We start from the raw sequence: 26,159 nt of genomic DNA on the forward strand, positions 1-26,159 counted from the left end.
CTACATTTTTAAATTTTAAATATGACTACAATCGAAAGCAGCGAAATCCGCGGTATCACTCTTAAAGTTTTATATCTATTAATGGCGTTTTCCATAAGCGCTACCGCAGGCATCATGACAGGATACTTCAGTTTAAAAAATGACAGTCAACTTTTAAACGCCCAAATTGAAATGATAAAATCTCAAATAGGACAGCTTGATAAAAGAATGGAAAACATTGAACATTTAAAATAAATAATACAAATGAAAAAATACACATTATAATTGTACTGATGGCTTTTGTTACCAGTTGCAAAACACGTAACACAGTGTTAACAAAAACCCAAACATCCAATAAGAGTAGTATTATTAATCTCCAAAAAGGTGATTCGACAGTTATTGATACCAGTCAAAAACACCTTAAGACCAACAAGAGAGAAAAAGTTCGCGATTCAGCTATGATTGTGATCATTCCCGACAATGGTATTGAACAAAAGATTATGATTACAGGCAACAACAATTTTAATTACACTGGTCAAGCCAAACTCATCAAATATTTTTCAGGCAGCGAGAATGAAAGGGTAAGGAGTGAAAGTTTGTCACAAACTAATGGAATAAGTGTTGCTAAACTAAAATCAGACAGTAGTATTTATCAAAAAGACGTTGTTACTAAAGTTAAAACTAAAGCGACTAATACCAATGGGCGAAATTGGATAATTGCATTGACTGTATTTTTAGCTATTGTAAGTTTACTAATTTATACAGCGCGAAAATTCAAGTTGATAACCTAACAAGATTACTTTACCTCTATTTCTGTTTTGGGTTTACCCGACTTGCTTGGAAAATACCGTTCTCTTACACCAATTAATGGGTATTCCACCAATTTGCTTATTATAATCCCTCCTATAATGGCTGTTCCGAAATAAAATAAGTAATATGTAATTCCTCCTGTTTTAAAAATATGAATAGATAAAGCCATACAAAGTGTATGAAACAAATAAACAGAGTAGGAATATTTACCAATGTAAGCAAACGGGGTTATCAATTTCAGAAACATTTTGTTTGTGAATGCAATACAATTGAGAAGAATACAACCAAAACAAAGAGGATTTAATGATAAATTCACAACCGATATTATAGGATAACTCTGTCGATCGAATACAAAGTTAGTGGCAACAAATAGAACACTTAATAGCAATAAAAAAACATTTACTTTATGTGCAAATAATCGTTCAAGCAGACTCGGCCTATAATTTGCTATTAACGATAATACAACACCAAAAAACAATGCATCAAACCTATAATGACTTTTTATGTAATCGCGTCCAAAGTCATAATTGTGGTAAGTTAAGTAATTATCCAACCTACATAAAAGGCCTACAATAAAAACTAAAAGGTACACATAAAAGAAAGTTTTCAATTTTACTTTTTTGAATTTTATCAGAAAAAAAAACAAGATGCTAAGTAGAAAATAAAAATGTTCTTCGACACTAATAGACCATGTATGTTGGTTATTAGCACTAAAATAATTTGATATAAAGACAGCTTCATGAAAAAGGCTGTCTTTATTTTGAGGATCTTTAGTAAGATATGTGAAAAAAAAATAAGCAGTACCAAGAAACAAGTAGTATGATGGGTAAATTTTAAATCCACGTCTTATAAGAAAGCGTTTAGCATTAAAAGTACCATGGGTTTGATATTCTTTTATTATTAAACCAGATACCAAATAGCCGCTCAATACAAAAAAAAGGTCTACCCCTACCCAACCACCTGTTTTAAAAACCTTGAGTATATTATCTAAAGCAGAATTACCGAGGATAATAATATGATTAATCATCACCAAAAAAACGCCGCAAAACCTAAGAAAATCAATTTGCAAATTTCGCTTCATTCTTCAAAACTATAAAAATATACCATATTTGCTTGTTTTATTAAAAGTTAAAGTAAGATAGGCAATCGCCCTACATCCCTTACCAATACGTCTGTTTTTAACCACTTTTAGCCAAAATACCAAAATCCTTTAAACCTTTTGGTAATTTTATATCTTATAATGAGTTGTATATTAATTACATGCTCCTAAAAGATAAGTGCTATGAGAAAACACCAGCCCAAAAGATATGTTATATTAGGTATAGCGACATTGTTCGTAATTATTACGGCCGCAATTGGCATAAAAAGTGTTTTCTTCCCTAAAAACAGCATAGATGTTAAAGATGTGGAGATAAAACTTCCCTCAGGTAATAATACTGTTAAAATTGGGGCGTCAAAAGAGTCGGTTATCACAGCGCTAGGAAAACCAAAACAAGTAAGTTCATTTTCGTCGCAGGCAAATTACAAGCAAGGCACAGTTTTAAACTACGATGGCGATAAGTTTTATTTCGTTCACAACAAGTTAACCGATTTTGAGCTAACATCGCATAAATACAAAGTTAGCTTAGGTAGTGTACATAAATATATGGCGGTAGGAACACCATCAAACGAATTACCTCATTATAAAATTTTGCAAAACGCGGCTCTACTTGATGTTAAAGATTCAGACCTGGCCACAAACCAATTTCTGGAATATGACCTTAGCGATAGCGGCAAAGTAACAAAAATAGTTTACAGCGATTATTAATCTATCGCTGCATCAACCGTGCTACATATTTACCAATAATATCAAACTCAAGATTTACAGTTGCCCCTTCAGTTACATGCTGTAAGTTTGTATGTTCAAAAGTGTAGGGTATTATCGCAACTGAAAAATAATTAAGGCTCGAACCAACTACAGTAAGGCTAATTCCGTTTACGCAAATAGAGCCCTTCTCTACAGTTATATTTCCTTTAGCACCATCATAAGTGAATTGATATTCCCAACTACCGTCAAGCGCTTTAAATGAAGTACAAACAGCGGTTTGGTCAACATGTCCTTGTACAATATGCCCGTCAAGCCGGGCGTTCATTTGCATGCAACGCTCCAAATTAACAAGGCTGCCTATTTGTAAACCGCCAAGATTGGTTTTATTCAGGGTTTCTTCTATGGCGGTAACAGTATGAGTAGTGCCTGACAATGATACAACGGTTAAACATACACCATTATGTGCTACCGATTGATCTATCTTTAATTCGTTCGATAAAGGCGACATTACAGTAATATGCAGGTTACCCTTGTCGTGCTCCAAATTAGTAACCTTACCTAAAGTTTCAATTATACCTGTAAACATAGTTGTTTATATTAAAACGATGCAGCTTTAAAGCGCCTTCCTGTTTTTTACCCAGTTTGAAGTTTCGGATGTTGTAACAGCCAACGTATCGCCATTACGTTTCCCCGATGCCATCAATTTTGACATAATAAGTGCGGCTATTTTTGCTTCGCCATCATCTGTTTTAGCCAGTACTTCCGGGTTAAAATATTTTTTTACAAAATGGGTATCAAAATTACCTGTAGTAAAAGCCTCGTGCTGCATTACAAACTTACCAAAGCCAAGTGTTGTTGTAATGCCCGTTATTTCATATTCATCAATCGCTCGTATCATTCGTTCAATCGCCTCTTCACGGTCTTTACCATAAGTGATCAGCTTAGCTATCATCGGATCGTAATAGATGGGTATCTCCATTCCTTGCTCAAAGCCATCATCAACACGAACGCCTGGCCCTTTGGGTGTTTTGTAGGTTTGCAGGGTACCTATGTCGGGCAAAAAATCATTAGCCGGATCCTCAGCATAAACACGCAACTCCATAGCATGGCCGGTAATAGCCAGGTCTTCCTGCTTAAAACTAATAGCCTCTCCCCTTGCTACTTTAATCTGTTCCTTTACTAAGTCAACGCCGGTTATTAGTTCGCTAACAGGGTGTTCAACCTGTAAACGGGTGTTCATCTCTAAAAAGTAAAAATTGAGGTTTTCGTCCATAATAAACTCAACCGTACCTGCACCTGTGTAGTTTACAGAACGGGCCACATCAACAGCGCATTTCCCCATTTCAGCACGCAATGCGGGAGTTAGTACAGATGAAGGAGCTTCTTCTACTACCTTTTGATGGCGGCGTTGTACTGAACAATCACGTTCGAACAAATGAACGATGTTGCCATGTGTATCGCCAAGTACTTGTATTTCTATATGGCGGGGTGATGATACATACCGTTCAATAAAAACAGAACCATCACCAAATGCAGATGTTGCTTCGGATACGGCCAAACTCATCTGTTCTTCAAAGTCTTCAACTTTATCTACTATCCGCATACCTTTTCCGCCACCTCCTGCTGCAGCTTTGATAAGGATAGGGAAACCTACTTCAGTAGCACGCTTTTTAGCTTCAGAAACGTTGCTTATAGCCTCTTCGGTACCAGGCACCATCGGAATGTTGTATTTTAATGCTGCGGCTTTTGCAGAGAGTTTATTACCCATTACCTCCATTGCCTCGGGTGATGGGCCTATTAATACCAGTCCTGCGTTACGTACCTGACGGGCAAAATCGGCATTTTCAGACAAGAAACCATAACCAGGATGAATGGCCTCAGCTCCTGTTTTATGGCATGCATCAATTATTTTGGCACCAATAAGGTATGATTGGTTTGACGGCGCAGGACCTATGTATACAGCTTCATCGGCGTAGCGAACATGCAGAGCATTTCTATCTGCATCAGAATAAACAGCAACAGTTTTGATTCCCATTTCACGTGCCGAACGCATTACCCTAAGTGCTATTTCGCCACGATTGGCTACCAGTAGTTTTTTCATGATAAACAAATGTAGAAGTTTATCCTATACAGACAAATTGATAAGCCAGTAATAACTACGTAATGAAAGAAGATAATATCAAATTATTTCCCTTTGCCCTGTACAACTACACGGAGGGTTTTTAAAATGATATTCAAATCAGAGTTAAGACTAACATTTTGAAGATAGACCAAATCATATCGCATACGCTCACGCATTTGATCTACATTCTCGGCATATCCATAATGCACTTGCCCTATTGATGTTATTCCGGGCTTAACACGCAATAGCTTACGATAGTTTGGAGTATGTTCAAGAATACGCTCAATAAAGTATTGTCTTTCGGGACGAGGGCCCACGATAGACATATCCCCTTTAAATACATTCCAAAATTGGGGCAACTCATCTAAACGGGATTTACGCATAATTCGGCCCCAGGGAGTAATACGCGGATCGTGATCGGAAGATAATTGTGGTCCGTGTTTTTCGGAGTCTATCCACATGCTTCTAAACTTGTAGATGTGAAAAGGTTTTTCGTTTAAGCCTATACGCTCCTGCTTATAAAAAGCAGGCCCTTTCGAGCTCAGTTTTGTAATAAGAAATAACAACAAAAATACCGGGCTACCACCTATTAATACCGATGTAGAAAATACTACATCAAAACTTCTTTTCAAAAATCTAATTTTTAAGGGTAGTTCATGGTTTGATGTTAGATGTAACACAGGAACATTATGATAATTAACCAGTGTTGCAAAACTATTACTTAACATCAAATCAGAAACAACCTTTATTTTAATAAAATGTATATCTCCAAGCCGTATCAGGTTCTTTAGCAGTTCATCATCAAGCTGTTTGTAGCAGATAAATATCTCATCTGGTTTTTTTGAAAACAGCACATCAATAATTTCACTTTCTGACATACTCAAAATCTGGTCTTCAGTGATAAAATCTGCAAGATCATACCCGTATTCCGGGTGGTCAGAAAATGAGTGTATTAATCTTTTAGCAATTTTTTCATCGCCAACGATAATTATTTTGCGATGATTATATCCTTTTTTTCGGATAAAATCCAAAGAAATAAAAAGCAATGAACGATGTATAACAACTAAACCAAAAAAGATAATGTAGGTAACAATAAGCATTAACCTTGATACATCATATAGTTTAAAGAAGTAAAGAAATCCAAAAACCAATAGAAGATGGTATATCAGGGTAAGCATAAACCGGTTAAAATTATCCCTCAGTAAAAGGGGCCTTCTAACTTTAAAGCTTTGAGATAAAAAAGAAGTGAATATCCAAACTACGTTAACGACCAGGATAAATAATTGTGAAGCGTTTTGTGGACGGTATGTACTAAATTCTAAAAAATTAGCACTATAACCCGCGATATTTAGCAGCAATAAATCGCAAACAAATATAAAACCAGGAAGGTACTTTGAGTAACGTGCAGTCATAGATTAATTAATTTACTTCCTTTTCTAATGTAAAAGTAATAATAAAAGTGGCATTTGAAAAATAACATCACAAAGCCTCTTTACAAAAATTACTTTTTTTCTAAATTAAGTAACAAATATTGTTCCATACAATTAGACTGAGGATATCGGGCTATGTCAAATTTGGAATGAAATTATTTTTGAAATATCTACACAGCTTAATTTAAATTAATTCTTCATATCTACAGCAGCACAAATAATGTGACCGATCAAAATATGCATTTCCTGGATACGTGCGGTAACCTGTGAGGGAATGACAAGATTAATATCGCAGCAATCATTCATAACCCCTCCATCTCTGCCAGAAAAACCAATAGTTTTACACCCAACTACTTTTCCTGCTTGGAGCGCTTTAACCACATTAGGACTATTGCCACTCGTTGAGATACCAATCAGAACATCCCCGTTGTTTGCAAGCCCTTCAACCTGACGCTCAAAAATCCGGTCAAAACCATAATCATTTCCTATAGCAGTTAAAGCGGATGTATCTGTTGTTAATGCGATTGCTGGCAAAGATCGACGCTCTTTTACAAACCTTCCGATAAATTCAGCAGCAATATGCTGAGCATCGGCGGCACTCCCACCGTTGCCAAATATCAGTACCTTTTTCTCCTTAGCAATACACTCTGTTACAATAGCGCACGCGTTTTCTATATCATTTGCCAGTATTTTTACCGTTTTATTAGCAACATCTATGTGCTCGGAAAAATATTGGTTAATATTGTTAATCATTTATTTTTTTATGTTAAAATTGTTTTTCTGCAGATAGGTAATTTCTAACGTAATCGTCAATACCTTCCTCTAATGTATAAAATTTTTGATCGTATCCTGCGTTATGCAATTTTTCCATGTTGGCTTCGGTAAAATATTGGTATTTGTCTTTTATATCTTTTGGCATATCAATAAAAATAACATTGGTTTCTTTATCAAGCCCTTTAAAAGTAGCCGCAACTAAATCATAAAAACTCCGTGCTTCGCCTGTTCCAAGGTTATACAAACCATTATGTTCAATTAGCCAACTTTTACTAACCATCTTTTCTGTCATCCAATACATTACCTTCAACAAATCAATAACATATACAAAATCTCTAAGTTGCTGCCCGTCTTCAAAATCCGGCCGATGGCTTTTGAATAATTTAACTATCCCATCCTTTTTTATTTGATTAAACGAATGCCAAATAACACTTGCCATGCGGGCTTTATGATTCTCATTAGGGCCATATATATTAAAGAATTTTAAACCAGTCCAAAATGGTGGCTGATTTTTTTGCTTAAGGGCCCATTTATCAAATTCATTTTTACTAATGCCATAAGGATTGAGTGGTTGAAGCCTTTCAACCACATCATGGTCATCATTATAGCCTAACTCGCCTGAACCATATGTAGCTGCAGAAGACGCATAGATGAGAGGTACCTGTTGAGCTGTACAATAGTTCCACATATCTATTGAATATTGAACGTTAAGCTCTTGATGTATTGAATAATCAAACTCGGTAGTATCTGTTCTTGCTCCTAAATGGATTATGATGCTTACATCTGGCTTAGTTTGGTTTAACCACTCAAAAAACACATTACGCTCAATCTTGTGTTTATATTGTTTATTTACCCAATTAGCTTTTTTATTATCTGAACTAAAATCGTCTACAAGCACGAGATTTTCATAACCATTGTTATTCAAAAACTGAACCATACACGAACCAATAAACCCTGCTGCACCTGTAACAACTATTGTAGATTTTGTATCCATTGCTTAAAACTTATTCTTCAAACTTCTTTTTTATCTCATCAAGGGTAGCCGTCGCGCTGCCAATTTTGCTCACAACTACAGCTGCCGCGTGATTAGCAAAATCGCAAGCTTGCTCCAAACTATAACCGGCGGTTAATGCAATGCCTAAAGATGCCAAAACTGTGTCTCCGGCACCTGTTACATCAACAACACCAATTGCTTTGGTAGGAATAATAGTTAATTTATTATCCGAATACAACGCCATACCTTCTTCAGACATTGTAATTATTACATCTTCGCAGTTAGTGATTTCCTTTATCTTAGCACATGCCTCCTGTAAACTGGTTTTATCAGCAATTGCTATTCCGGTTGCTGCAACTGCTTCTTTTTTATTTGGTTTAATAATGCTTACGCCTTTGTATTTATCAAAGTTAATCCCTTTCGGATCTACTATTGTTTTAATATTTTGTACCTTACATGCCTCAAAAACCCCTTCAAGTAAGTTTGGAGTTAATAACCCTTTATTATAATCAGACAAAAGTACCATTTGATATTTAGGCAGTATCTGCTTAATTAAAGCCAGCAATTTTGTTTCAATATCATTATCAATTGGTTTAGTAACCTCCTTATCCAACCGAATAAGCTGATGCTTAGTGGCCAAAACACGTGTTTTTATCGTTGTACACCTATTTTTATCAGCAACCAAACCATCTCCTTTAATGTTACAGTGTGATAGCTTCTTCAGCACCAAACCTGCATTTTCATCATCACCCACAATACTTACAATATTTACATTGCAGCCGAATACATTAAGGTTTTCTATTACATTGCCTGCACCACCTAATGTATGGCTCTCTGATCTGATCTCGACTACTGGAACAGGTGCTTCTGGTGATATCCTGCTGCAATCACCATAAATATAATGGTCAAGCATCAGGTCGCCAATTACCAGAATGTTAAGTCCCCCAGTATCTAATTCTGTAAATTTATACATAGTTATATTTGATGTTTCCAATAAAATTTATGCATAGATAGTCTTTTAAGAATGTTAATGGGCATTTTTTTATAATGTTTAGCTATGTTATAGCCTAACCATTTAGCAAAAATAGAACCAACAGATTTAAATAAACTCATTTTATGATATCTAAATGCATATCTAATTTCTGATTTTACAAATTTAAGCCCCTCACCTGTAGGTTTACCGTATTCTTTTATGAGCCAATTGTTTTGTTCGTGAAAAACTCTGGTGTCAAAATATCTTTCAAACTCTTCTTTCAGTGTATAATTATGAGAATGATATGCTGTCGCCTCGGCAACATAGGCTATCCGAAATCCCTTTAAGAGCATTTTTGCGGCTACTATCGCATCTTCGCCCATAATGGAGTTTGAAGGAAAACCATCAACTGTATTTAATGCACTTTTACGATACGCTGAAAATGAGTTTGAACAAAAAAATACTTTAAAACCCAAACGATCTTTATCTTTAAAACTTCGAACATCAGATACAGGAGGATAGTTAAACAGTCTGGCGTGTATCTCTAAAGGTTCAGCATTTTCGCGAGGTAATTGCCTGCCATAAGCCATGCCTACTTCGGGATCATCAAACGCAATTACAATATTCCTAATACTATCTCTAGTTGATAAAATTGCGTCTTGTGTCAAAAAAATACAAATATCTGCATCAGCAGCAAAATTGGCCAATTGTTGCCGTGTTTTACCATGGTTAAATTCGCTTTTATCAATACTGATAACTTTGAACCCATATTCAATAGCTAAGTGAACTGTGTCATCTATAGAGCCGGAATCTATAATTATAGTTTTTAAAGGCTTAGCGTTTTGATTATTAATATTTTCTAAAACTGCTTTCCATCTTGCACCAGCATTGTAAGTTGGTATGCAAATAATAAATTCTAACATTTGACAATTATTTTATAATTCAAAACTTATATCAGATAAGATTATTTTGATATAAAACTCATTTAAATAAATTAACTAAATATTTGCTTTAATTTAGTAATAGTTGGCTCAAAATTTATATCATCTGTTATAGAGAAATAGTTATGTTTTATCATAAAAGGTGTTTGGAATTTATCTGTATAAAATTTGCTGCCTTTCATATAAATTACAAAATGCCGCACGTTGTAAAAGTTTGCTAAATGGCATGGCAAACTATCTGAACTAATAATAAAATCAGCACTTTTAATTAAATCAATAATTTGGGTAAAGTTAGAATAGTTAAGTGTACCAGGAAGTTTTTCTATTGTAAAATTTGCAGTATTTATTTCAATCTCAGGAAAATTTTTAACTATTTCATTAATTAAAATTCCCGGAATTTCTTTATCTTTTATCCTACTGTCTGGGAAGATAATAATCCTATTAATTTTTTGGTTTTGTTCTATAAGAATATCTGCTTCGGGGTTATATGTCAATCCAAAATATGACGTGAAGAATTTCCTTTTTGCATCATAAATGTTAATATTATCTGCTGGCCATCTAAATTTACTTCTTGAAAAAAACAATCTCCTACTTCTAAAATCCAATAGATATATTGATTCTGGTTTTAAGGAGAAAAATATATTAACTATATCCTTAAATAATCTTATAACATTTTTTTTATCTTTTATTTTATATAATTCAAAAAAAGCCGGCTGATTTTGTATCTCTAATTTATCAATCACGTTGAATAAGCTATCGCCATCAATAGCTTCATAAATTTCTGATATATAAAAAGGAAGTGATATAGGAATGCTTTTATCAATAAAGTTCTTTATCACAAATGATGTTATAACAAAATCACCTAACGACCTAATTGGCAAATACACAACGTTAGTATTCTTCTCCATATTAATTTAACTTAATTGTGTTGTTACTATACTTTATAAGCAAGTAGTAAATTATGAACGCAGGCAACATATAAATTGATAAATAAAGAAAATTTGTAAATATCATTGCTATGTTCGAATACATAAAATATGCCATAAAAAATGTCACATAACCATTTTTATCCGCTGAGATATTTTGCAAAACTGTTTTGACCTTTTTTGTGATATATCCTGTAAAAAATGCTGATATAAAAGGTACAACTGCAACTCCTAACCAACCAAAACTAACGTATCCCCAAATTGATACCGGTAAACGCAACCCGCCCGATGCAATTTCAGAAACATCATTGATATCGTTTAAAATAGTTAATGTGTAAATTGCCGGGTTCCACGGAAAATTAAACGGTATAAGGCCACCTACAAAAGTAAGTCCGTATGTTAAATGGCTACCGGATTTTATGTAGGCAGATAAAAAACCTAATTGATCTAAAATATCAGGGGCTCCGTAAGCTATAGCCTCAAAAATATTATCGCCCGTACCTAATTTCCCGATCTCGCTATCACCAGAAAATTGGAGTACGATGTAATATATAGCGCTTCCCGCACCATAGGTAATAAAAACAAGGATAAGAAAAGTCCAAAAAGGCATATTTTTCTTTTTTAAGCCAACAGCTATGGCTATTGCAACCAATGCACCACCAGCTATTGCCCCTCTGTTTAAACTTACCGCTATTAAAATTATGGCTATTAAAACTAAGGCTATGTTTTTAAATTTAGGTTTTAAAAAAATCTCCAGCACCATAAGTGGTATAAACAATTCAACCATTTGACGTGATGTTCGATATAAAAATGCAACACGCTGATATGGTGCCTGATACTGACCTTTGAAAAACTTAGCTAAAAAAGGATCGGATGCAAACATTGGCATAAAGCCCATTAGCATAAAACTTACTATAATACCTATAATACCTATAATAAAAATTACATTACTTAGTTTGATTATTTTTTTTACCCTATCATCATCTACAGCTATTGATTGCAAAAAATTTATTTTTATAATGGTATCTACTAATCGCAATGGTCTCCATTTGTAGCCAATAAATAGCCCTAACAAAAAGAAAAAAGCACCTATCGAATTTATCATTACATATAGATTCCAAATGCCTGGGCTTGCATATATGTTAAATTTAAATACAAACGGAGGTACTACATACGCTACGAAACATAATCCAAGATTTATGTGATTAAACACATTTTTTTTATTAAACCAAATAAAGTAGGTTCCAATAAAAAAAACACTTAATGAAATACATATCAGTAACTTATCTATCACTTTACTACAGTAATTTATTTGAAATTTCCATATCAAAACCTTCTTTAATTCCTTTTAATAGGGCATTTCGTTGCTCTGAATTGTATAATAGATAGCGGCCTACACGCGTTATCAATGTATAAAGCAGAGCTGGCAGTTGCACATGATAGGGAAAATTCTTTTTTATGTAATATATCCGATTTCTGTTTTGATAATAAATAGTAAATACTGAATCGCCGCCGCCGGTGCTTACAGCTACTTTGTGAAATACTTCCAGCATTGGCATTAAAAAAACCTTATACCCTTTTTCCAGGCAGCGTACTATAAAATCGGTATCATCATAATATACAAAATATTGTTCATCCATTAAGCCAACGTTTTTAAATACCTCTTTGCTTATTAGCATGAAGCAAGTTGGTGCATAATTAAAATGCGCTTCTCTTGAATATTTATCGTCATCTGCACAATTCTCGCCATAATGCGACGTGTAGCCTTTGTATTTAAGAATATCACCACCCGCCATCCATATTATGCGGGTATTATAATAGAATATTTTAGGAACTATCAAATGCTCATTGTTCTTTATTGAGCACTCAACCATATCCATTAAAATATTAGTTTGTGTAAAGTAAATATCGTTATTTAAGAGCAAAACAAAATCAGCACCGTGGGCTAATGCCATTTGTATGCCTTGATTATTACCTTTAGCAACCCCGTTATTCCCCTCATTCTTTAAATGAGTGAATTTGTTAACCGTAGGATATTTTGCCGTAAGCTGAGCAATTATTTTATCCGTTTTTTCTGATGGCGAATTATCAATTAAATATAAATGATAATCGTCCATTTTTTGAATAGATAAACTGTAAAAGAAATCTTCTAAAACATCATTGCTGTTATACAATACCGTTACAAGCCCAAGCTTTGCCATAATATCTATTTCAGAAGTCCTTTTTCTTTCATTTCGGCTATCGATGATTCGTATTTGCTTTCCTGAATTTGTTGCTTGTTAACCCAATTACTAAAAAGTTCCATGCCTTGGTTAAAGGATATTTTAGGTTCAAAATTTAGAAGTAATTTTATTTTTTTCAGATCAGCAAAATTATGCCTTATATCGCCAAGGCGATAATTACCGGTAACTGTAATATTTACATCAACCCCATAATTTTTAACCAATGTAGCTGCTACCTGATTTACGGTAACAGGCACACCAGTGCCAACATTAAACACCTGACCATTGGCTTCGTCTTTTTCAATACCTAAAATAGTGGCATCAACCACATCATCAATAAAAACAAAATCTCGACTTTCTTCACCATCTTCAAATATATTGATGTCTTTTCCATTTTTTATCAGTGTTGAAAATATAGAAAGTATACCTGTATATGGGTTACTTAAAGACTGCCCGGGACCATATACATTTTGATATCTGAATGCAACAGGTGCTATACCAATTGTACGACAAACCGTCATTACCATTTGCTCCTGGTTTTGCTTGGTTATGCCGTATACTGACGATGGGTGAATCTTTGATTCTTCATCAGTAGCAACAAGTTTTAACGGTTTACTTGCACCAGGATATTTTACCTCAAAATCACCGCCGTTCATAAAGGCCGATGTTCTATGTTCGGGATACACAGCGCCTAATTCTTCAGAAATGTATTTACCCTCGCCGTATATTGACCTTGAAGAAGCAATGATTATTTTTTTTACGTTGTATGATTTGTCGTTAGTTAAAATATCAAGTAATATAGCCGTACCTCCAATATTAACCTGCACGTACTTTTCAATTTCGTACATTGACTGGCCTGTGCCCGTTTCGGCTGCGAAATGAACCACAATATCAATTCCCCGCAGTGCCTGAGCCATCAAATCACGATCAGTAACACTACCTTTAATAAAGGTAACTTTGTTATAAATTGACAGGTATAAAGGTGATGTAGTTTGTGGATTATCGCCATGTATTTGTTGCGATAAAGTATCTAAAACTGTAATCTTATAACCTTTATTTATCAACTTTAAAGCTAAGTTCGATCCTATAAATCCGGCTCCTCCGGTAATTAAAATGTTTTTCATTTGTTTACTTTAGTTTATTAATCATATTTTCATTATGGCATAATTAATATTATCGCTTTTTTATCCCATCTGTGAAAATACCTTCTAATTCCTTCGTCGAAGAACGCCATGTATTTTGTTTTATAAAATCATTCCCTTTCTGCGCTATCCGGATTCGTTTGTCAACATTATTGAACAAATCAGAAATAGCGTTAACACAATCATCAATGTTTTTTGATTCAAATAAAGCTGCAGTTTCTTTATCGAAAGCATATTCACTGTGCCCTTCTATTGCCGTACATACTACTGCACACCCGCAATGCATGGCTTCCATTGGTGGCAGTGCGCATCCTTCCTGTATACTAGGCCCTAAAAATATTGCAGAGCTATTCATAATATCCGGTAAGTTGCCCGGCGATTTATAATATGTAAATCCCTTGGGCAGATCAGCCGGAGCATCACATATTCCAAATAAGTTCACCTGTAGTGCCGGGTATTTTTTTTTCAGTTTAAGTAACGCGCTTAATCCATATTCGCTTCCCTTTCGCGGCTCAACAGAATACATCATACATATAGTTTGGTCATTCCTGCTCGCTATACTTTGCTTTATAAAAAACAATTTATCATCAATAGCAAAGGAGATCTTTTTTATGTTAACACCGCCCATATTGTATACGTATTTGCGAATATGCTCTGAGATAATGATTTTTTGAATATTATCAAGAAAAAAAGACTCGTTAACTTTATCCTCATTACCCGACCAATATTCCAAATCCTGAATCAAAGAAAATAGTTTACCTTTTTGAGAGGTTAGGCGTTGTACATCAAATCCAAGTGCCCACCAAGTATATAACAAAACATCCCCATCATCTATATTATTATTATTAACACTATTTATAGTTTTAGAAGTTATGCCTTTATTTAATTTGAACCATTGGGGTGGTACTTTTATATTAAAATAAACCCACCTAAGCCAAAACGGATACTTATAATCCATATAACTGCACTTAAGTGTATGGTAAATTGTTATCTCATGCCCCAATTCGTTTAAATAATTGGCGTATTCGTACATAACCCTTACACCTCCGGCTGGTTTGTTTGGTGGAAAAGGAAGTAGTATGTTAATTTTCATTTTTGACATTAACACTTAAAATTCTTTTAATATTTTGTTTCTAACTTGATTATTTTTTTCTTCGATAGTAGCTCTATCAAAATTATTTTCCTTTTCGTACCTTTTAATGTTAATGGCCCATTGATAACATAAATGCATCAAGATTGCCTGCATACCGGCGTATCCGGCTTTATAACCACCGTCGATAATATAATTTTTTAACATACGCCTGGTTACCAGCCAAAACACCGACCACATTGACCTGTCGTACTTACTATCCTTTTCCGCCTCTAACTCTGTATACTTGTTAATTGTGTTTATATATCCATACGCAGTGTGACTGCTAAAATGATGAACAAAAAACTGATCATCTAAAGCGAATATTCTATTATCATTAACGGCAGGCTTTCCTAATCCGTGAATTTTATTGTTTGAAAAATCAATAGCATATTTTTTAAATATACGGTTGGTACGCGAATGAAAAACATTATGGCAAAATACACCATAATTATAGTTTTTTTTCTCAATACTGATTATGTCGTATTTATCGCTATGTGACGTTATCACACGCGCAATTTCTTCCAAAGTTTTTTTCTCAAGCATTTCATCTGCATAACCCCAATACAACCAATTAGTTGTTACTGCTTCGTATACCTGCTTAGCAACTATTTCATTTTCGGGAACATAACTTGCTTCGGGATCTCGTACTAAAAAATCACATCCATATGATAGCGCTATCTTTTCGGTGCCATCTGTGCTGCTGTTGTCGGCAATTAATATTTTCCCGAAACTTCGCAAATTCTTTATTACCCTTTCAATCCTTGCTTCTTCATTAAAAGTAAATATCACAAAAGTAATATCATTCATGGTTAGTTGACTTAGCTGTTAATTTATATACAATGATAAAAAAATAAGAGGTTATGCAAACCTGGGAGAGTGCTATGGGTATACCAATGGTGTATACATTTAATATTTTAAAAAAATACAATAATCCAAAGCTTATCATCAATACCACTATACCCAATGTTGAAGCTCGAATGGTAAAGTATGTTTTACCCTTAATAGTTAAATAAATAATGAGAGCGCCTGCTAAAAAATTTCCACCTTCGGTCATAATTCCATATAGAATTAGCGATGAGTACTTTACAAGCATACTTTTAGTAATAATTCTGATTACTAAATTGGAAAATAAATATCCTCCTAACATTATTACTATTAATGATAATAAAGCATTACGTAAATATGTCAGTATATATTTTCCATGAGTTTTGTACAAACCAGGTACAAATATTTGGCCAAATACCGTCGAATAAGCGTTTGTTCCGCTTATGCCCACATTTGCAACTGTCGCATAAATCCCTACAACTTCGGTAAGACCGAGTGGGACTAATATCAATCTATATCCTTGTGTTTGTAGCATGTTTATAACAGCGTTAAAGGTCATTGGATACGAGAATTTAAACGTTTCTTTAATATCAAATTTGTAAATAGCACCGGTGTTATATTCAGGAATGCGCCTTAAAATAACATATAAGGTCGCAAATGCAATTAGTGATGAAAACAACAGCGATTGTAATATCATTAAAGCGCTTGAGTGGCCAGCCATCTTATTAAGTAGAAAAAAAACGGCTATTTTAGCGCAATTTTCGAGTAGAAGACAATAAGTAGCTTGACGCCTCAATTCCAAATTATTGATAAAGCCTCGTATTAATGTAACAAAATAAGTACTAATGGATAGCAAAATGATAATTACAATTAAAATAAAATATTTTGGAAAAAAAACTATGCTGAGTAAACAGCTTGCAGTAAGTAATAAAAAAAGCAATTTTAATACAGTTAAATTAATAGCATTGAAGGACTGTAATGAGTAGTTACCCTCTTTTAATTTGTAAATATTAGATTGCTGGAAATAGTCTAACGGAATCAATAAAAATGCGTTAATACAATAAGAAACCGTAAACAAAAAGTAATATGTACCTAATTCATATATAGATGTGTTGTAGGTGTACAACTTTAAAAAAACTAACTGAAATGCGATAGATAACACTCTAATTAAAGCAACCTCAACAAGCAATGCTTTTTTTATTTTTACTGTGCTCATAAATAGGGGATTAAAACTATTACTTTGGGAGGTTAAGTTCTAAAATTCAACTTAAAATTTAGACTCGGCAACCCAATTTATCATTTGCTTCAGAGCATCTTTACTTGATATTTGCGGTTTCCATCCAAATGTATTAAGTGCCTTACTTATATCTGCAACGTACACTTTCTGATCGCTTTGTCTAACAGGTAATTTAACGAAATCCATTTTAACATCTAAAACTGTCTCAAGCTCAGAAAATAATTCCAATAACGATAAGCTATTGTTCATCCCCCCACCAATGTTAAATGCCTGACCTTGTGTTTGTTCTATATTATTTATAGCCGAAAAATAACAGTTTATTAAGTCAGCAGCAAATAACACATCCCTTACCTGTTTACCAGTACCTGATATTGTAAAAGGCGTTTTTAGTACTCCATTTTTAATATCAATCGCTTGCTTTACAAACCATCCAATCCATCCTTGGTCTATTGTAGCATATTGCCTACCTCCAAATATTGACGAATGTCTGAAAACAATTGTTTTTAATCCAAACATTTTATTATAATCAAGCATGTACTGGTCCGTAGCGCCTTTTGAGCAACCATAAGGAGACTGAAAATTTAGCGGGACATTTTCATCAAATCCCTGACCATAACCCTTAGCTTTAAAACGAGTATCTGTTTCTTCATATTCTATCCACTCCAGATCACCATATACTTTATTGGTTGAACTATATGTTAATATTGCGTTAGGAGCAAACTTTCTTACGGCTTCCAAAATGTTATTTCCGCCTAAAACATTTACTTCAAAATCAAATCTGGGGTTATCTAATGAGGTTGTCATAGCAACCTGTCCAGCCAAGTGGAAAACGATATCAGGTTTACAATCTTTTATTGCATATTCAACATCATTATACGAACGAATATCCGAATGGTAGAATTTAAATTTCCCTATTGTTCTTAACCACGCAAGATTATTTTCTGTACCAGACCGGTATAGGTTATCAAAAACAAACAACTCATCTCCATTTTTAAGCACTTGTGCCGCCAAATTCGATCCCAAAAAACCACAGCCACCTGTTATTAAATATTTCATTATTTTTTTTTATCTATTTCTATTGCTTTTCCTAACCCTTCTTCAAGTGCAATTTTGGGTTTCCATCCCAAGGCTTTTATGGCCGAAGAATCTATATTAGTATTCATTAATTCACCCTTTCTGTATGCAACAGCACCGAAGTTTAATTGTGTGATAGTATTCCCAGTAATTTTCTTAACCAATTGTACAAACGTTTTTAAATTCACAGGTTTATCATCTGATACTTGAAAATCAGTAAACCCGCTTACAAAATCATCACTATTATCAAGAATAATCTCAAAAGCAGATACTATATCATCAATATATGTAAAATATCTTGTTTGTTCACCTTTGGTTAAATCCAGTGATGGTACGTTATTAATAAATGTATCAATTAAATATGTTACAAATTTTGTTTTATCATCTTGCGGGCCATAAAAATGTTCTAATTGAACATTTATAAAGGCATTATCATTAGAAAAAAAAATCATCCAGTCCTTAAATTGGTTCTTTGATAATGAATAGACACTTATATTCTTGTCTAATATCGTATCTGTATTTATGAATTTAACGGCGTGTTTTGTCTTTTTAAAAATTGATAGAAGCCTTAATGGTAACAATAAATTAGCTTCGATAGTATTTACAGGATCGGTATCTTTACGTCCATAATGGGTTGCACAGTGTAGTACAATGTCAATTCTTAATTTCTCGGCAACGTCTTCATTTAATGAATCAACGTCATATAATTCAATGTCTGATAAGGCGTTCCGTATTCTTTCTAAAGAAGAAGACGGGCGCTTTAAAACTATAAAGTTATACCTATGCTTTAATGAATTAATAATATTACTTCCTAAATACCCGGTTCCACCAGTTATTAATATTCTTTTTCGAGTACTCTCGCTCATTATACAATATAATTTATGAAATATACTTTTTAATCACATCCAGCATGTAATCATAATGGGTTTCATTTAAGCCCGGCCATACGCCCAACCAGAATGATTGATTCATGATGGTATCTGTATTAGGTAAATTACCTATTGTACGGTGCTGAATATTAGCATAAGCCGGCTGGCGTAATAAATTACCGCCAAACAGCAAACGTGTACCTATCATTTTTTCTTCCAGGTGCTGTACAAGCATGTGCCTGTCGGCAGCGTCACCTTCGCGCAGTGTTAACAAAAAGCCAAACCAAGACGGATCACTATGCTCTGTTGCTTCAGGCAAAATAAATATCTCTTCCAGCTCTTTCATGCGCTCATGCAGGGCGGCAAAGTTCTCTCGTCTCCTTTTTACAAAATGATCCAGCTTTGTGAGTTGTGATACACCAAAAGCTGCCTGCATATCGGTAACTTTAAGGTTAAAGCCAATGTGCGAATAAGTATATTTATGATCATATCCAAAAGGAAGTGTTCCTAATTGTTGTGAAAAGCGGCAACCGCAGGTATTATCCTTACCCGGTTCGCAATAGCAATCGCGGCCCCAGTCCCTAAAGCTTTCAGCAACTTTGGCCAGTTGAGGGTTGTTAACTAAAACAGCACCGCCTTCGCCCATTGTTATGTGGTGAGCAGGGTAAAATGAGAAGGTTGATATATCGCCATAAGTACCGGTCTTTTTACCACGATAAGTAGCGCCTAACGAATCGCAATCATCTTCTACCACCCACAGGTTGTATTTTTTTGCAACACGCATCACCTCGTCCAGGTCGAACGGATTACCAAGCGAGTGGGCTATCATGATCGCTTTTGTTTTTGGCGATACAGCTGCTTCAATATCTTCGGCTTTAACGTTGTGGGTTGCAATATCAACATCAACAAATACCGGTATTGCTCCAAACTGGATCATCGGGTTTACGGTTGTTGGGAAACCGGCAGCTACGGTGATCACCTCATCACCCGGTTTAACAGCCCTGTCGCCTAATTTTGGCGATGTAAGCGCGTAAAATGCAACCAGATTGGCTGATGAGCCCGAGTTAACCAAAAGCGCTTTTGGGGCATTAAAATAAGCCGCGAAATCTCTCTCAAACTCGTTAGCAAACCTGCCTGCGGTTAACCAGCCGTCAAGGGCGGCATCTACACCTAATAAAATATCGTCCTCATCTAAAACCTTACCGGTTACCGGGATGTAATTTTTACCAGGTACAATGATCTGGGTGGTTTTAGCTTTTGCTATTGCTCTCAGGCTACTCTCTAACGATGCGTCGCCGGTAATGTTTTTTAATGCCATGCTGTAAATAATGATTCTTTATACGCTATTATATTTAAGTACTTTCCATCCCTAAGGGCGCAGAAAATGGTTCCATCTCGGTTATTGGTTTTCCAAATGCCAGTTTAGGGTAAGTGTTTGTATGAGGATCTATCATCACTTGCAACACAATAGGTTTATCATGATTTTCATTACTCCACATCCAATCAAACGCCGCCTGCACTTCTTCGGGCGTACTTATAGTTTTTGAAGTTATACCATAGGCTACGGCTACCTTTTCAAAATCGGGCGTATCGTATCCCCAATACGTTGATTGATATCTCGACTCGAAATAATTATCTTGAAACTGCCTTATCATTCCAAGGGTTTGATTGTTTAAAACAATTACTTTAATAGGCAATTTATTCCTGACAATGGTTTGTAACTCCTGTATGTTAAGTTGCATGCATCCATCACCAATAAGCACCACTACCGGTTTGTTACCTGTAGCAATACAAGCACCAATGCTGGCTGGTAGTGCAAACCCCATTGCCCCCATTCCGCCTGAGGTTAAAAACAGTTGCCCTTTATTAAGTTGCAATGATTGAGCTGACCACATTTGGTGGCTTCCAACGTCTGCCAGATATGCTGCTGCATTACTGCTTACTTCAGAAAGCTGATGCATTAATTTATTCGGATTAATACCAATAGGCTTCAATTCCTCGGTATCGGGCCATTTTATTTTTAAATCTGTTATAGAGTTTAACCAATTATCCGGCCGACAGAATAACCCATCGGCTACTGTAGTTTTAAATTGTTTAAAAAATATTGGTAACGTAGTTACCAATGCTACGCATCCCTTAACACGATTATTGATCTCGCTGGCCTCGCAATCAACATGGTATATTTTACGATTCTCAATAAACTTTGTCTCAGCACCGGTTTGACGTATATCGAGCCTGCTACCCAACACAATCAGCAAGTCACATTCGCCAAAAGCAATATTTGCCCAACGGTTGCCGTAACTGCCTATAAAGCCCACCCGCAAATCATCATCGGCAGCGATGGTGTCGAGTGCCAACAAGGTGGTAATAACAGGAATATTGGTTTGTTTTACAAATGCATCAAAAGCCGATTGTGTTTGAGATGCTTTAACCCCCCTGCCTACTAATATTAATGGGCGTTTTGCCGCTTTAATATCCGCAACAAGGCTATTAAGCTTGTCTTGCGGAATTTCAAAACCATCACTTTGTTGATGCAAAATAACCGACGGATCTATCTGAGTTCGTTGCACATCCATAGGCAAATCGATCAATACCGGACCCGGCCGACCTTCAACAGCTATTTTAAACGCTTTTTCAAATATTGCCGGAATTTCATCGGGGTTATTAACCAAAAAAGCTGCTTTGGTAATGGGTTTGGCCATGGCCACAATATCAGTTTCCTGAAAACCCAACTGGCGTATGCCCATATCGCCTTTTTGCTCATGCCTGTTTACCTGGCCGGTAATGAAAACCGCCGGTGATGAATCAAAATAACAACTGGCAATACCGGTAAGCAAGTTTGTAGCCCCGGGGCCGCTGGTAGCCATGGCTATACCCGGAATACCTGTTACGCGCCCAAAAGCATCGGCTGCAAATGCGGCCGACTGCTCGTGGTGCATGGTAACAATATTGATCTTAGTTTTCTGGCTAACTGAATCCAGCAAATGGGTTATCATCCCACCGGACAGCTCGAAAATACAGATTACTCCCTTCCTCTCTAAAAACTCCGCTATATAATCTGATGCTTTCATAAGCCCGAATTGTTACTGCTAATATATTGATCTTTATAATATGATACGGTTTTTGCCAAAGCAATGCCGATATCTGTTTGTTTTATGTCACCAAAGGTAGCATTGTATTTGCTATTGTCGCCGCTTATTTCCATTGATTGATTGGGCCTGTATGGTATTGCGCCATAATTGATCTTACCTTTACTTTTTATCCCTTTTTCAATTTGTTCTACAATTGCTCTGAGCGGTGTTACTTTACCAGAGCTAATGTTATATATTCCGGATACGGCATCTGCCCCAACTACTTTTGTTATCATTGTTGCAAAATCATCAATATACAGATAATCGTAGCGCTGTTCGCAAAGTGTTAGGTCTAAATCTTTATTGTTAAGTTGATTGGTAATAACCCAAGGAATAAACCAGTTTTCAGCCTCGCCGGGGCCAAATACCGAAAACACCCGTAACCAATACCACTTAATACTATTTAGCTCGCAAAAAGTTTTGATAATATTTTGCATCGCGATCTTTGTTATGGCGTAAGCATCAGTTGCTGTACTGATGTGATCTTCATCAACTTTAGTATCAATTACGCCATACTCTGCCTGGGAGCCAAAAACCAAAAGCTTTTCCAATTTCACCTGCCGAGCTATGTCAAGTATATCGCCCAGCAAATTAAAATTTTGTAGTTGCATTGGCCATTCTAATCTATCTTTTGCTGTTACACCTGTCCAGGCTGCATGTATAACAACAGTTGGTTTAAAAGCAATAACTTTGTTTTTATAATCAGCAGCGCCGGTATCTACCCATTCAACATGGTTAGAAAAAGATTTGCAGCGATAAAGATCTGTAGAAGAGCGCATAGCCCCCATTATTTGATAGTTATTTGCTACCAAATGCGCCATTACCGCCGAGCCAAGAAAACCAGCCCCCCCCGTTATAAAAACCCTCTTTTTACCCATTAATAAATTCCGTGATCTGTTTTTGGGTAACCGCAGCTATATCTGCAGGATATTCAAAATAACTTTTGTACCAATTTAATGTGTATGTTAAAGCCTGTTCTGCGTTAAATTTAGGGGCCCAACCCAACTGGGTGATGGCTTTGCTTATATCCAATTTTAGCAAACCGGCTTCATGCGGCTGATTGGTGGCTTGCGGAGTAAAATACTCACCTTTACCCCAGCAGCTAATGGCAAGATTAACCATGTTTGATACCGGCAAGGCATCGGTAAATAACGGCCCAAAGTTATACGCTTCACTAAATTGTGCGGGCTCGGCACTTAACCTTGCGCCCAGCATCAGGTAACCTAAAAGTGGTTCCAGCACATGTTGCCAAGGCCTGATAGAGTTTGGGTTACGGATCTCTATCTTTTGATCTATTGATAAGGCACGTACTATATCCGGTATTAATCTGTCTTTAGCCCAATCACCACCGCCTATAACATTACCGGCGCGACCTACCGCAATGGCTTTTTTATGTTCATCAAATGTTTTTGTATTAAAGAAAGAATTACGGTATGAGTCTATCACTAATTCTGTACATGCCTTACTTGCGCTATACGGATCGTACCCACCTAAGCGGTCGTTTTCACGATACGGGTATTCCCATTCGTAATTATGGTATACTTTGTCGGTTGTAATTAAAACTGCGTAACATTCCTTTTGTAACGCGCGCATGCCGTCTAAAACATGAGCTGTACCTATGGCATTAACCTCGAATGTTTCCGCAGGTATTTGGTATGATAAGCGAACAAGCGGTTGTGCCGCAAGGTGGAATATAAAATCGGGCTGAAAGCCTGATATCGAATCGCTCAATGTTTTTGAGTCGCGCAAATCTGCAATTACAGATTTACATAGGTTTTCTCCGTCGATAAGATTATATAGATTTTCAGCATGGTCCGGAGCGAGGGCGTATCCCATTACTTCGGCACCCAACATATTAAATATCTTGAGCAGCCAAGCGCCTTTAAACCCTGTATGGCCGGTAAGGAATACCTTTTTCCCTTTATATGTTTGCGTTAGTTTATTAAGCATCTTACCAAATTTTCCATGGAGCGTTGTTTTCGGCCCACATATCATTCAAATCGTGTTTATCTTTTAGGGTATCCATCGGGCGCCAAAAACCATTATGCTTATAAGCATTCATCTGGCCATCTCTGGCTATGCTTTCCATTGGTCCTTGCTCCCAAATGGTGCTGTCACCATCTTTAATGTAATTAAAAACCTCGGGCTGGCAAACAAAGTAACCTCCGTTTATCCAAGCTCCGTCGCCTTTAGGTTTTTCCATAAACGAGTGTACTGTTGAGTCATCAAGAATGTTCAATGCTCCAAAACGCCCTTGTGGCTGTACTGATGTTACTGTGCATAGCTTGCCATGATCTTTGTGATATTGTACCAATGCTTTAATATCAACAGTGCCAACGCCATCGCCATAGGTAAGCATAAATGGCTCATTACCAATATATGGTTGTATACGCTTAATCCTGCCACCGGTCATTGATTCATTCCCGGTATCAACGAGGGTAATTTTCCAGGGCTCGGCCTGCGAATCATGCACCTCTACCGAGTTGTTCTTTAAATCGATGGTAACATCTGATTTGTGAAGAAAGTAGTTTGAAAAAAACTCTTTTATTACATAGCCCTTATAACCCAGGCAAACAACAAAATCGTTAAAGCCATGTGCAGAGTATGTTTTCATAATATGCCACAGTATAGGCATCCCACCTATTTCAACCATTGGTTTTGGCTTTACAACTGTTTCTTCGGAGAGCCTTGTGCCTAAGCCGCCGGCTAATAAAACTACTTTCATTTAGTAAATTGTTAATATTTCAATATCGGTTGAATATGGATAACTGCAGCATAATAAACAATCGTCGGCGTTTAATCCTTCGGGCAGTTTATCAATGCCAATTAATTTAACTTTACCATTTACTAATTTCCCTTTACATAGCAAACAAGTACCTGTTTGGCATGAGTACGATAGATCAATACCCTGATCAAGTGCGGCATTCAATATGCTGGTGCCTTTGGTAACTTCTATTTGTTGCGCCACACCCGAATTTATTATTTTAACCTGTCGGGTTTCAATATCATCAAACTGTTGGGCATCAATAAACACTTCAAACTCTTCGGTATAAATATTGGCATGTACTACTTTAAGTATGCTCAATGCATTACGCACCGTTTGTTTTAAGCCATCAGGGCCACATATGTAATGAACACTTTCTTCAAGATCATTGTTTACAGATAAAATATCTACTACTTTGGTTTCATCTATCCGGCCTTCAATAAAGTAATGAAGATAGACATCTTCGGGTATACGGGTGTAAAAATTGTAAATTTTAAACCTGTCGGGATACTTTTCCTCCAACTCAACAAGTTCATCGTAAAATATAGTATGTTCTGGGTTTCTGTTACAATAAAAAAGCGTTACTTTTTTATTACCGGTTGTATTTAACGCTACTTTTAAAATAGACATTAAGGGGGTAATGCCACTGCCAGCCCCCCAAAGCATAATATGGTTTGGGCTTGGTTCATTCAAATCAAAAACAAAATCGCCCATTGGTTCCATTACCTCCATTACATCATCAATTTTCACATGATCGTAGAGGTAATTTGATACTACACCCCCCGGAATACGTTTTATGGTTACAGCTAAGTGCTGATCGATTCCCGGGGCTGAGGAAAATGAGTACGGGCGAATATATTTCCGGTTATTAATTCTAACTACTAATGTTAAATACTGGCCGGGTTTATATTTTATTTTTTTAAGACCGGGTTGCTTCAAAAATATCGTCACAACATCGGGCGTGCGTTTTTCTATACCAACAACTTTTAATGTAAATGTAAGCATAA

At 35.9% G+C, this 26,159-nt stretch carries 26 protein-coding genes; 3 read left to right on the forward strand and 23 right to left on the reverse strand.

The genetic code is table 11. From position 1 onward, the window contains the following. The first annotated feature begins 21 nt into the window (after window positions 1-21). Both KXQ82_RS09095 and KXQ82_RS09100 read left to right on the forward strand, forming a co-directional pair. Window positions 22-234 (forward strand): hypothetical protein, encoded by a 213-nt coding sequence (locus KXQ82_RS09095; protein WP_219487868.1) that lies wholly within the window; start codon window positions 22-24, stop codon window positions 232-234. Between the two features lie 38 nt (window positions 235-272). Continuing rightward, window positions 273-770, forward strand: a complete 498-nt coding sequence (locus KXQ82_RS09100; protein WP_219487869.1) for a hypothetical protein — start codon at window positions 273-275, stop codon at window positions 768-770. A 5-nt stretch (window positions 771-775) separates the two neighbouring features. Here KXQ82_RS09100 and KXQ82_RS09105 read toward each other — a convergent pair whose 3' ends face one another. Next, on the reverse strand, window positions 776-1,870 hold the full coding sequence (locus KXQ82_RS09105; protein WP_219487870.1) for an acyltransferase family protein: 1,095 nt from the start codon (window positions 1,868-1,870) through the stop codon (window positions 776-778). Between the two features lie 201 nt (window positions 1,871-2,071). Here KXQ82_RS09105 and KXQ82_RS09110 point away from each other — a divergent pair, with 201 nt between their 5' ends. Then, complete coding sequence (locus KXQ82_RS09110) at window positions 2,072-2,596, forward strand: hypothetical protein (protein WP_219487871.1); 525 nt, start codon at window positions 2,072-2,074, stop codon at window positions 2,594-2,596. 1 nt (window position 2,597) lies between these two features. Here the strand turns inward: KXQ82_RS09110 and KXQ82_RS09115 are convergent, their stop codons facing one another. The 22 genes from KXQ82_RS09115 to KXQ82_RS09220 form a co-directional block, all read right to left on the reverse strand. Beyond that, window positions 2,598-3,182, reverse strand: coding sequence for a riboflavin synthase (locus KXQ82_RS09115; protein WP_219487872.1), 585 nt, complete (start codon window positions 3,180-3,182; stop codon window positions 2,598-2,600). A 27-nt stretch (window positions 3,183-3,209) separates the two neighbouring features. Continuing rightward, a complete protein-coding gene (gene accC, locus KXQ82_RS09120; protein WP_219487873.1) occupies window positions 3,210-4,697 on the reverse strand; it encodes an acetyl-CoA carboxylase biotin carboxylase subunit in 1,488 nt (495 codons plus the stop codon). 83 nt (window positions 4,698-4,780) lie between these two features. After that, on the reverse strand, window positions 4,781-6,130 hold the full coding sequence (locus KXQ82_RS09125; RefSeq protein ID WP_219487874.1) for a sugar transferase: 1,350 nt from the start codon (window positions 6,128-6,130) through the stop codon (window positions 4,781-4,783). A gap of 207 nt (window positions 6,131-6,337) precedes the next feature. Then, window positions 6,338-6,901: a D-sedoheptulose 7-phosphate isomerase gene (locus KXQ82_RS09130; RefSeq protein WP_219487875.1), complete on the reverse strand. Its 564-nt coding sequence runs from the start codon at window positions 6,899-6,901 to the stop codon at window positions 6,338-6,340. A gap of 13 nt (window positions 6,902-6,914) precedes the next feature. Continuing rightward, the gene (gene rfaD, locus KXQ82_RS09135) at window positions 6,915-7,916 is read right to left on the reverse strand and encodes an ADP-glyceromanno-heptose 6-epimerase (RefSeq protein WP_219487876.1); all 1,002 of its coding nucleotides are present in this window, start codon (window positions 7,914-7,916) and stop codon (window positions 6,915-6,917) included. A gap of 10 nt (window positions 7,917-7,926) precedes the next feature. After that, complete coding sequence (gene rfaE1, locus KXQ82_RS09140; RefSeq protein WP_219487877.1) at window positions 7,927-8,889, reverse strand: D-glycero-beta-D-manno-heptose-7-phosphate kinase; 963 nt, start codon at window positions 8,887-8,889, stop codon at window positions 7,927-7,929. Window positions 8,890-8,891: 2 nt separating this feature from the next. After that, window positions 8,892-9,812 carry a glycosyltransferase family 2 protein gene (locus KXQ82_RS09145; protein ID WP_219487878.1) on the reverse strand — a complete coding sequence of 307 codons (921 nt, stop codon included), beginning with the start codon at window positions 9,810-9,812 and terminating at the stop codon, window positions 8,892-8,894. A gap of 71 nt (window positions 9,813-9,883) precedes the next feature. Then, window positions 9,884-10,738, reverse strand: coding sequence for a glycosyltransferase family 9 protein (locus KXQ82_RS09150; protein ID WP_219487879.1), 855 nt, complete (start codon window positions 10,736-10,738; stop codon window positions 9,884-9,886). A gap of 1 nt (window position 10,739) precedes the next feature. Then, complete coding sequence (locus KXQ82_RS09155; protein ID WP_219487880.1) at window positions 10,740-11,861, reverse strand: hypothetical protein; 1,122 nt, start codon at window positions 11,859-11,861, stop codon at window positions 10,740-10,742. Window positions 11,862-12,054: 193 nt separating this feature from the next. Next, complete coding sequence (locus KXQ82_RS09160) at window positions 12,055-12,957, reverse strand: glycosyltransferase family 2 protein (protein ID WP_219487881.1); 903 nt, start codon at window positions 12,955-12,957, stop codon at window positions 12,055-12,057. Between the two features lie 5 nt (window positions 12,958-12,962). Further along, window positions 12,963-14,102 (reverse strand): NAD-dependent epimerase/dehydratase family protein, encoded by a 1,140-nt coding sequence (locus tag KXQ82_RS09165; protein ID WP_219487882.1) that lies wholly within the window; start codon window positions 14,100-14,102, stop codon window positions 12,963-12,965. Window positions 14,103-14,151: 49 nt separating this feature from the next. Next, window positions 14,152-15,222, reverse strand: a complete 1,071-nt coding sequence (locus KXQ82_RS09170) for a glycosyltransferase family 4 protein (protein WP_219487883.1) — start codon at window positions 15,220-15,222, stop codon at window positions 14,152-14,154. Window positions 15,223-15,228: 6 nt separating this feature from the next. Beyond that, a complete protein-coding gene (locus KXQ82_RS09175) occupies window positions 15,229-16,059 on the reverse strand; it encodes a glycosyltransferase (protein WP_219487884.1) in 831 nt (276 codons plus the stop codon). After that, on the reverse strand, window positions 16,052-17,293 hold the full coding sequence (locus KXQ82_RS09180) for a polysaccharide biosynthesis protein (RefSeq protein WP_219487885.1): 1,242 nt from the start codon (window positions 17,291-17,293) through the stop codon (window positions 16,052-16,054). The genes KXQ82_RS09175 and KXQ82_RS09180 overlap by 8 nt, the downstream gene beginning before the upstream one ends. Window positions 17,294-17,344: 51 nt before the next feature. Then, window positions 17,345-18,370, reverse strand: coding sequence for a GDP-mannose 4,6-dehydratase (locus KXQ82_RS09185; protein ID WP_219487886.1), 1,026 nt, complete (start codon window positions 18,368-18,370; stop codon window positions 17,345-17,347). Continuing rightward, on the reverse strand, window positions 18,370-19,254 hold the full coding sequence (locus tag KXQ82_RS09190; RefSeq protein ID WP_219487887.1) for an NAD-dependent epimerase/dehydratase family protein: 885 nt from the start codon (window positions 19,252-19,254) through the stop codon (window positions 18,370-18,372). The genes KXQ82_RS09185 and KXQ82_RS09190 overlap by 1 nt, the downstream gene beginning before the upstream one ends. 13 nt (window positions 19,255-19,267) lie before the next feature. Next, on the reverse strand, window positions 19,268-20,575 hold the full coding sequence (rfbH, locus tag KXQ82_RS09195; RefSeq protein WP_219487888.1) for a lipopolysaccharide biosynthesis protein RfbH: 1,308 nt from the start codon (window positions 20,573-20,575) through the stop codon (window positions 19,268-19,270). A gap of 34 nt (window positions 20,576-20,609) precedes the next feature. Further along, window positions 20,610-22,328, reverse strand: a complete 1,719-nt coding sequence (locus KXQ82_RS09200) for a thiamine pyrophosphate-binding protein (RefSeq protein WP_219487889.1) — start codon at window positions 22,326-22,328, stop codon at window positions 20,610-20,612. Then, complete coding sequence (locus KXQ82_RS09205; protein WP_219487890.1) at window positions 22,325-23,266, reverse strand: NAD-dependent epimerase/dehydratase family protein; 942 nt, start codon at window positions 23,264-23,266, stop codon at window positions 22,325-22,327. The genes KXQ82_RS09200 and KXQ82_RS09205 overlap by 4 nt, the downstream gene beginning before the upstream one ends. Beyond that, entirely contained in the window at window positions 23,259-24,338 is a 1,080-nt protein-coding gene (gene rfbG, locus KXQ82_RS09210; RefSeq protein WP_219487891.1) for a CDP-glucose 4,6-dehydratase, read from the reverse strand. Before rfbG ends, KXQ82_RS09205 begins: the two co-directional genes overlap by 8 nt. 1 nt (window position 24,339) lies before the next feature. After that, on the reverse strand, window positions 24,340-25,113 hold the full coding sequence (gene rfbF, locus KXQ82_RS09215; RefSeq protein WP_219487892.1) for a glucose-1-phosphate cytidylyltransferase: 774 nt from the start codon (window positions 25,111-25,113) through the stop codon (window positions 24,340-24,342). Further along, window positions 25,114-26,157: a ferredoxin--NADP reductase gene (locus KXQ82_RS09220; protein WP_219487893.1), complete on the reverse strand. Its 1,044-nt coding sequence runs from the start codon at window positions 26,155-26,157 to the stop codon at window positions 25,114-25,116. It lies immediately after the preceding gene. Between the last annotated feature and the right edge of the window lie 2 nt (window positions 26,158-26,159).

The organism is Mucilaginibacter rivuli, assembly GCF_019391655.1.
GTDB classification, from domain to species: Bacteria; Bacteroidota; Bacteroidia; order Sphingobacteriales; family Sphingobacteriaceae; genus Mucilaginibacter; species Mucilaginibacter rivuli.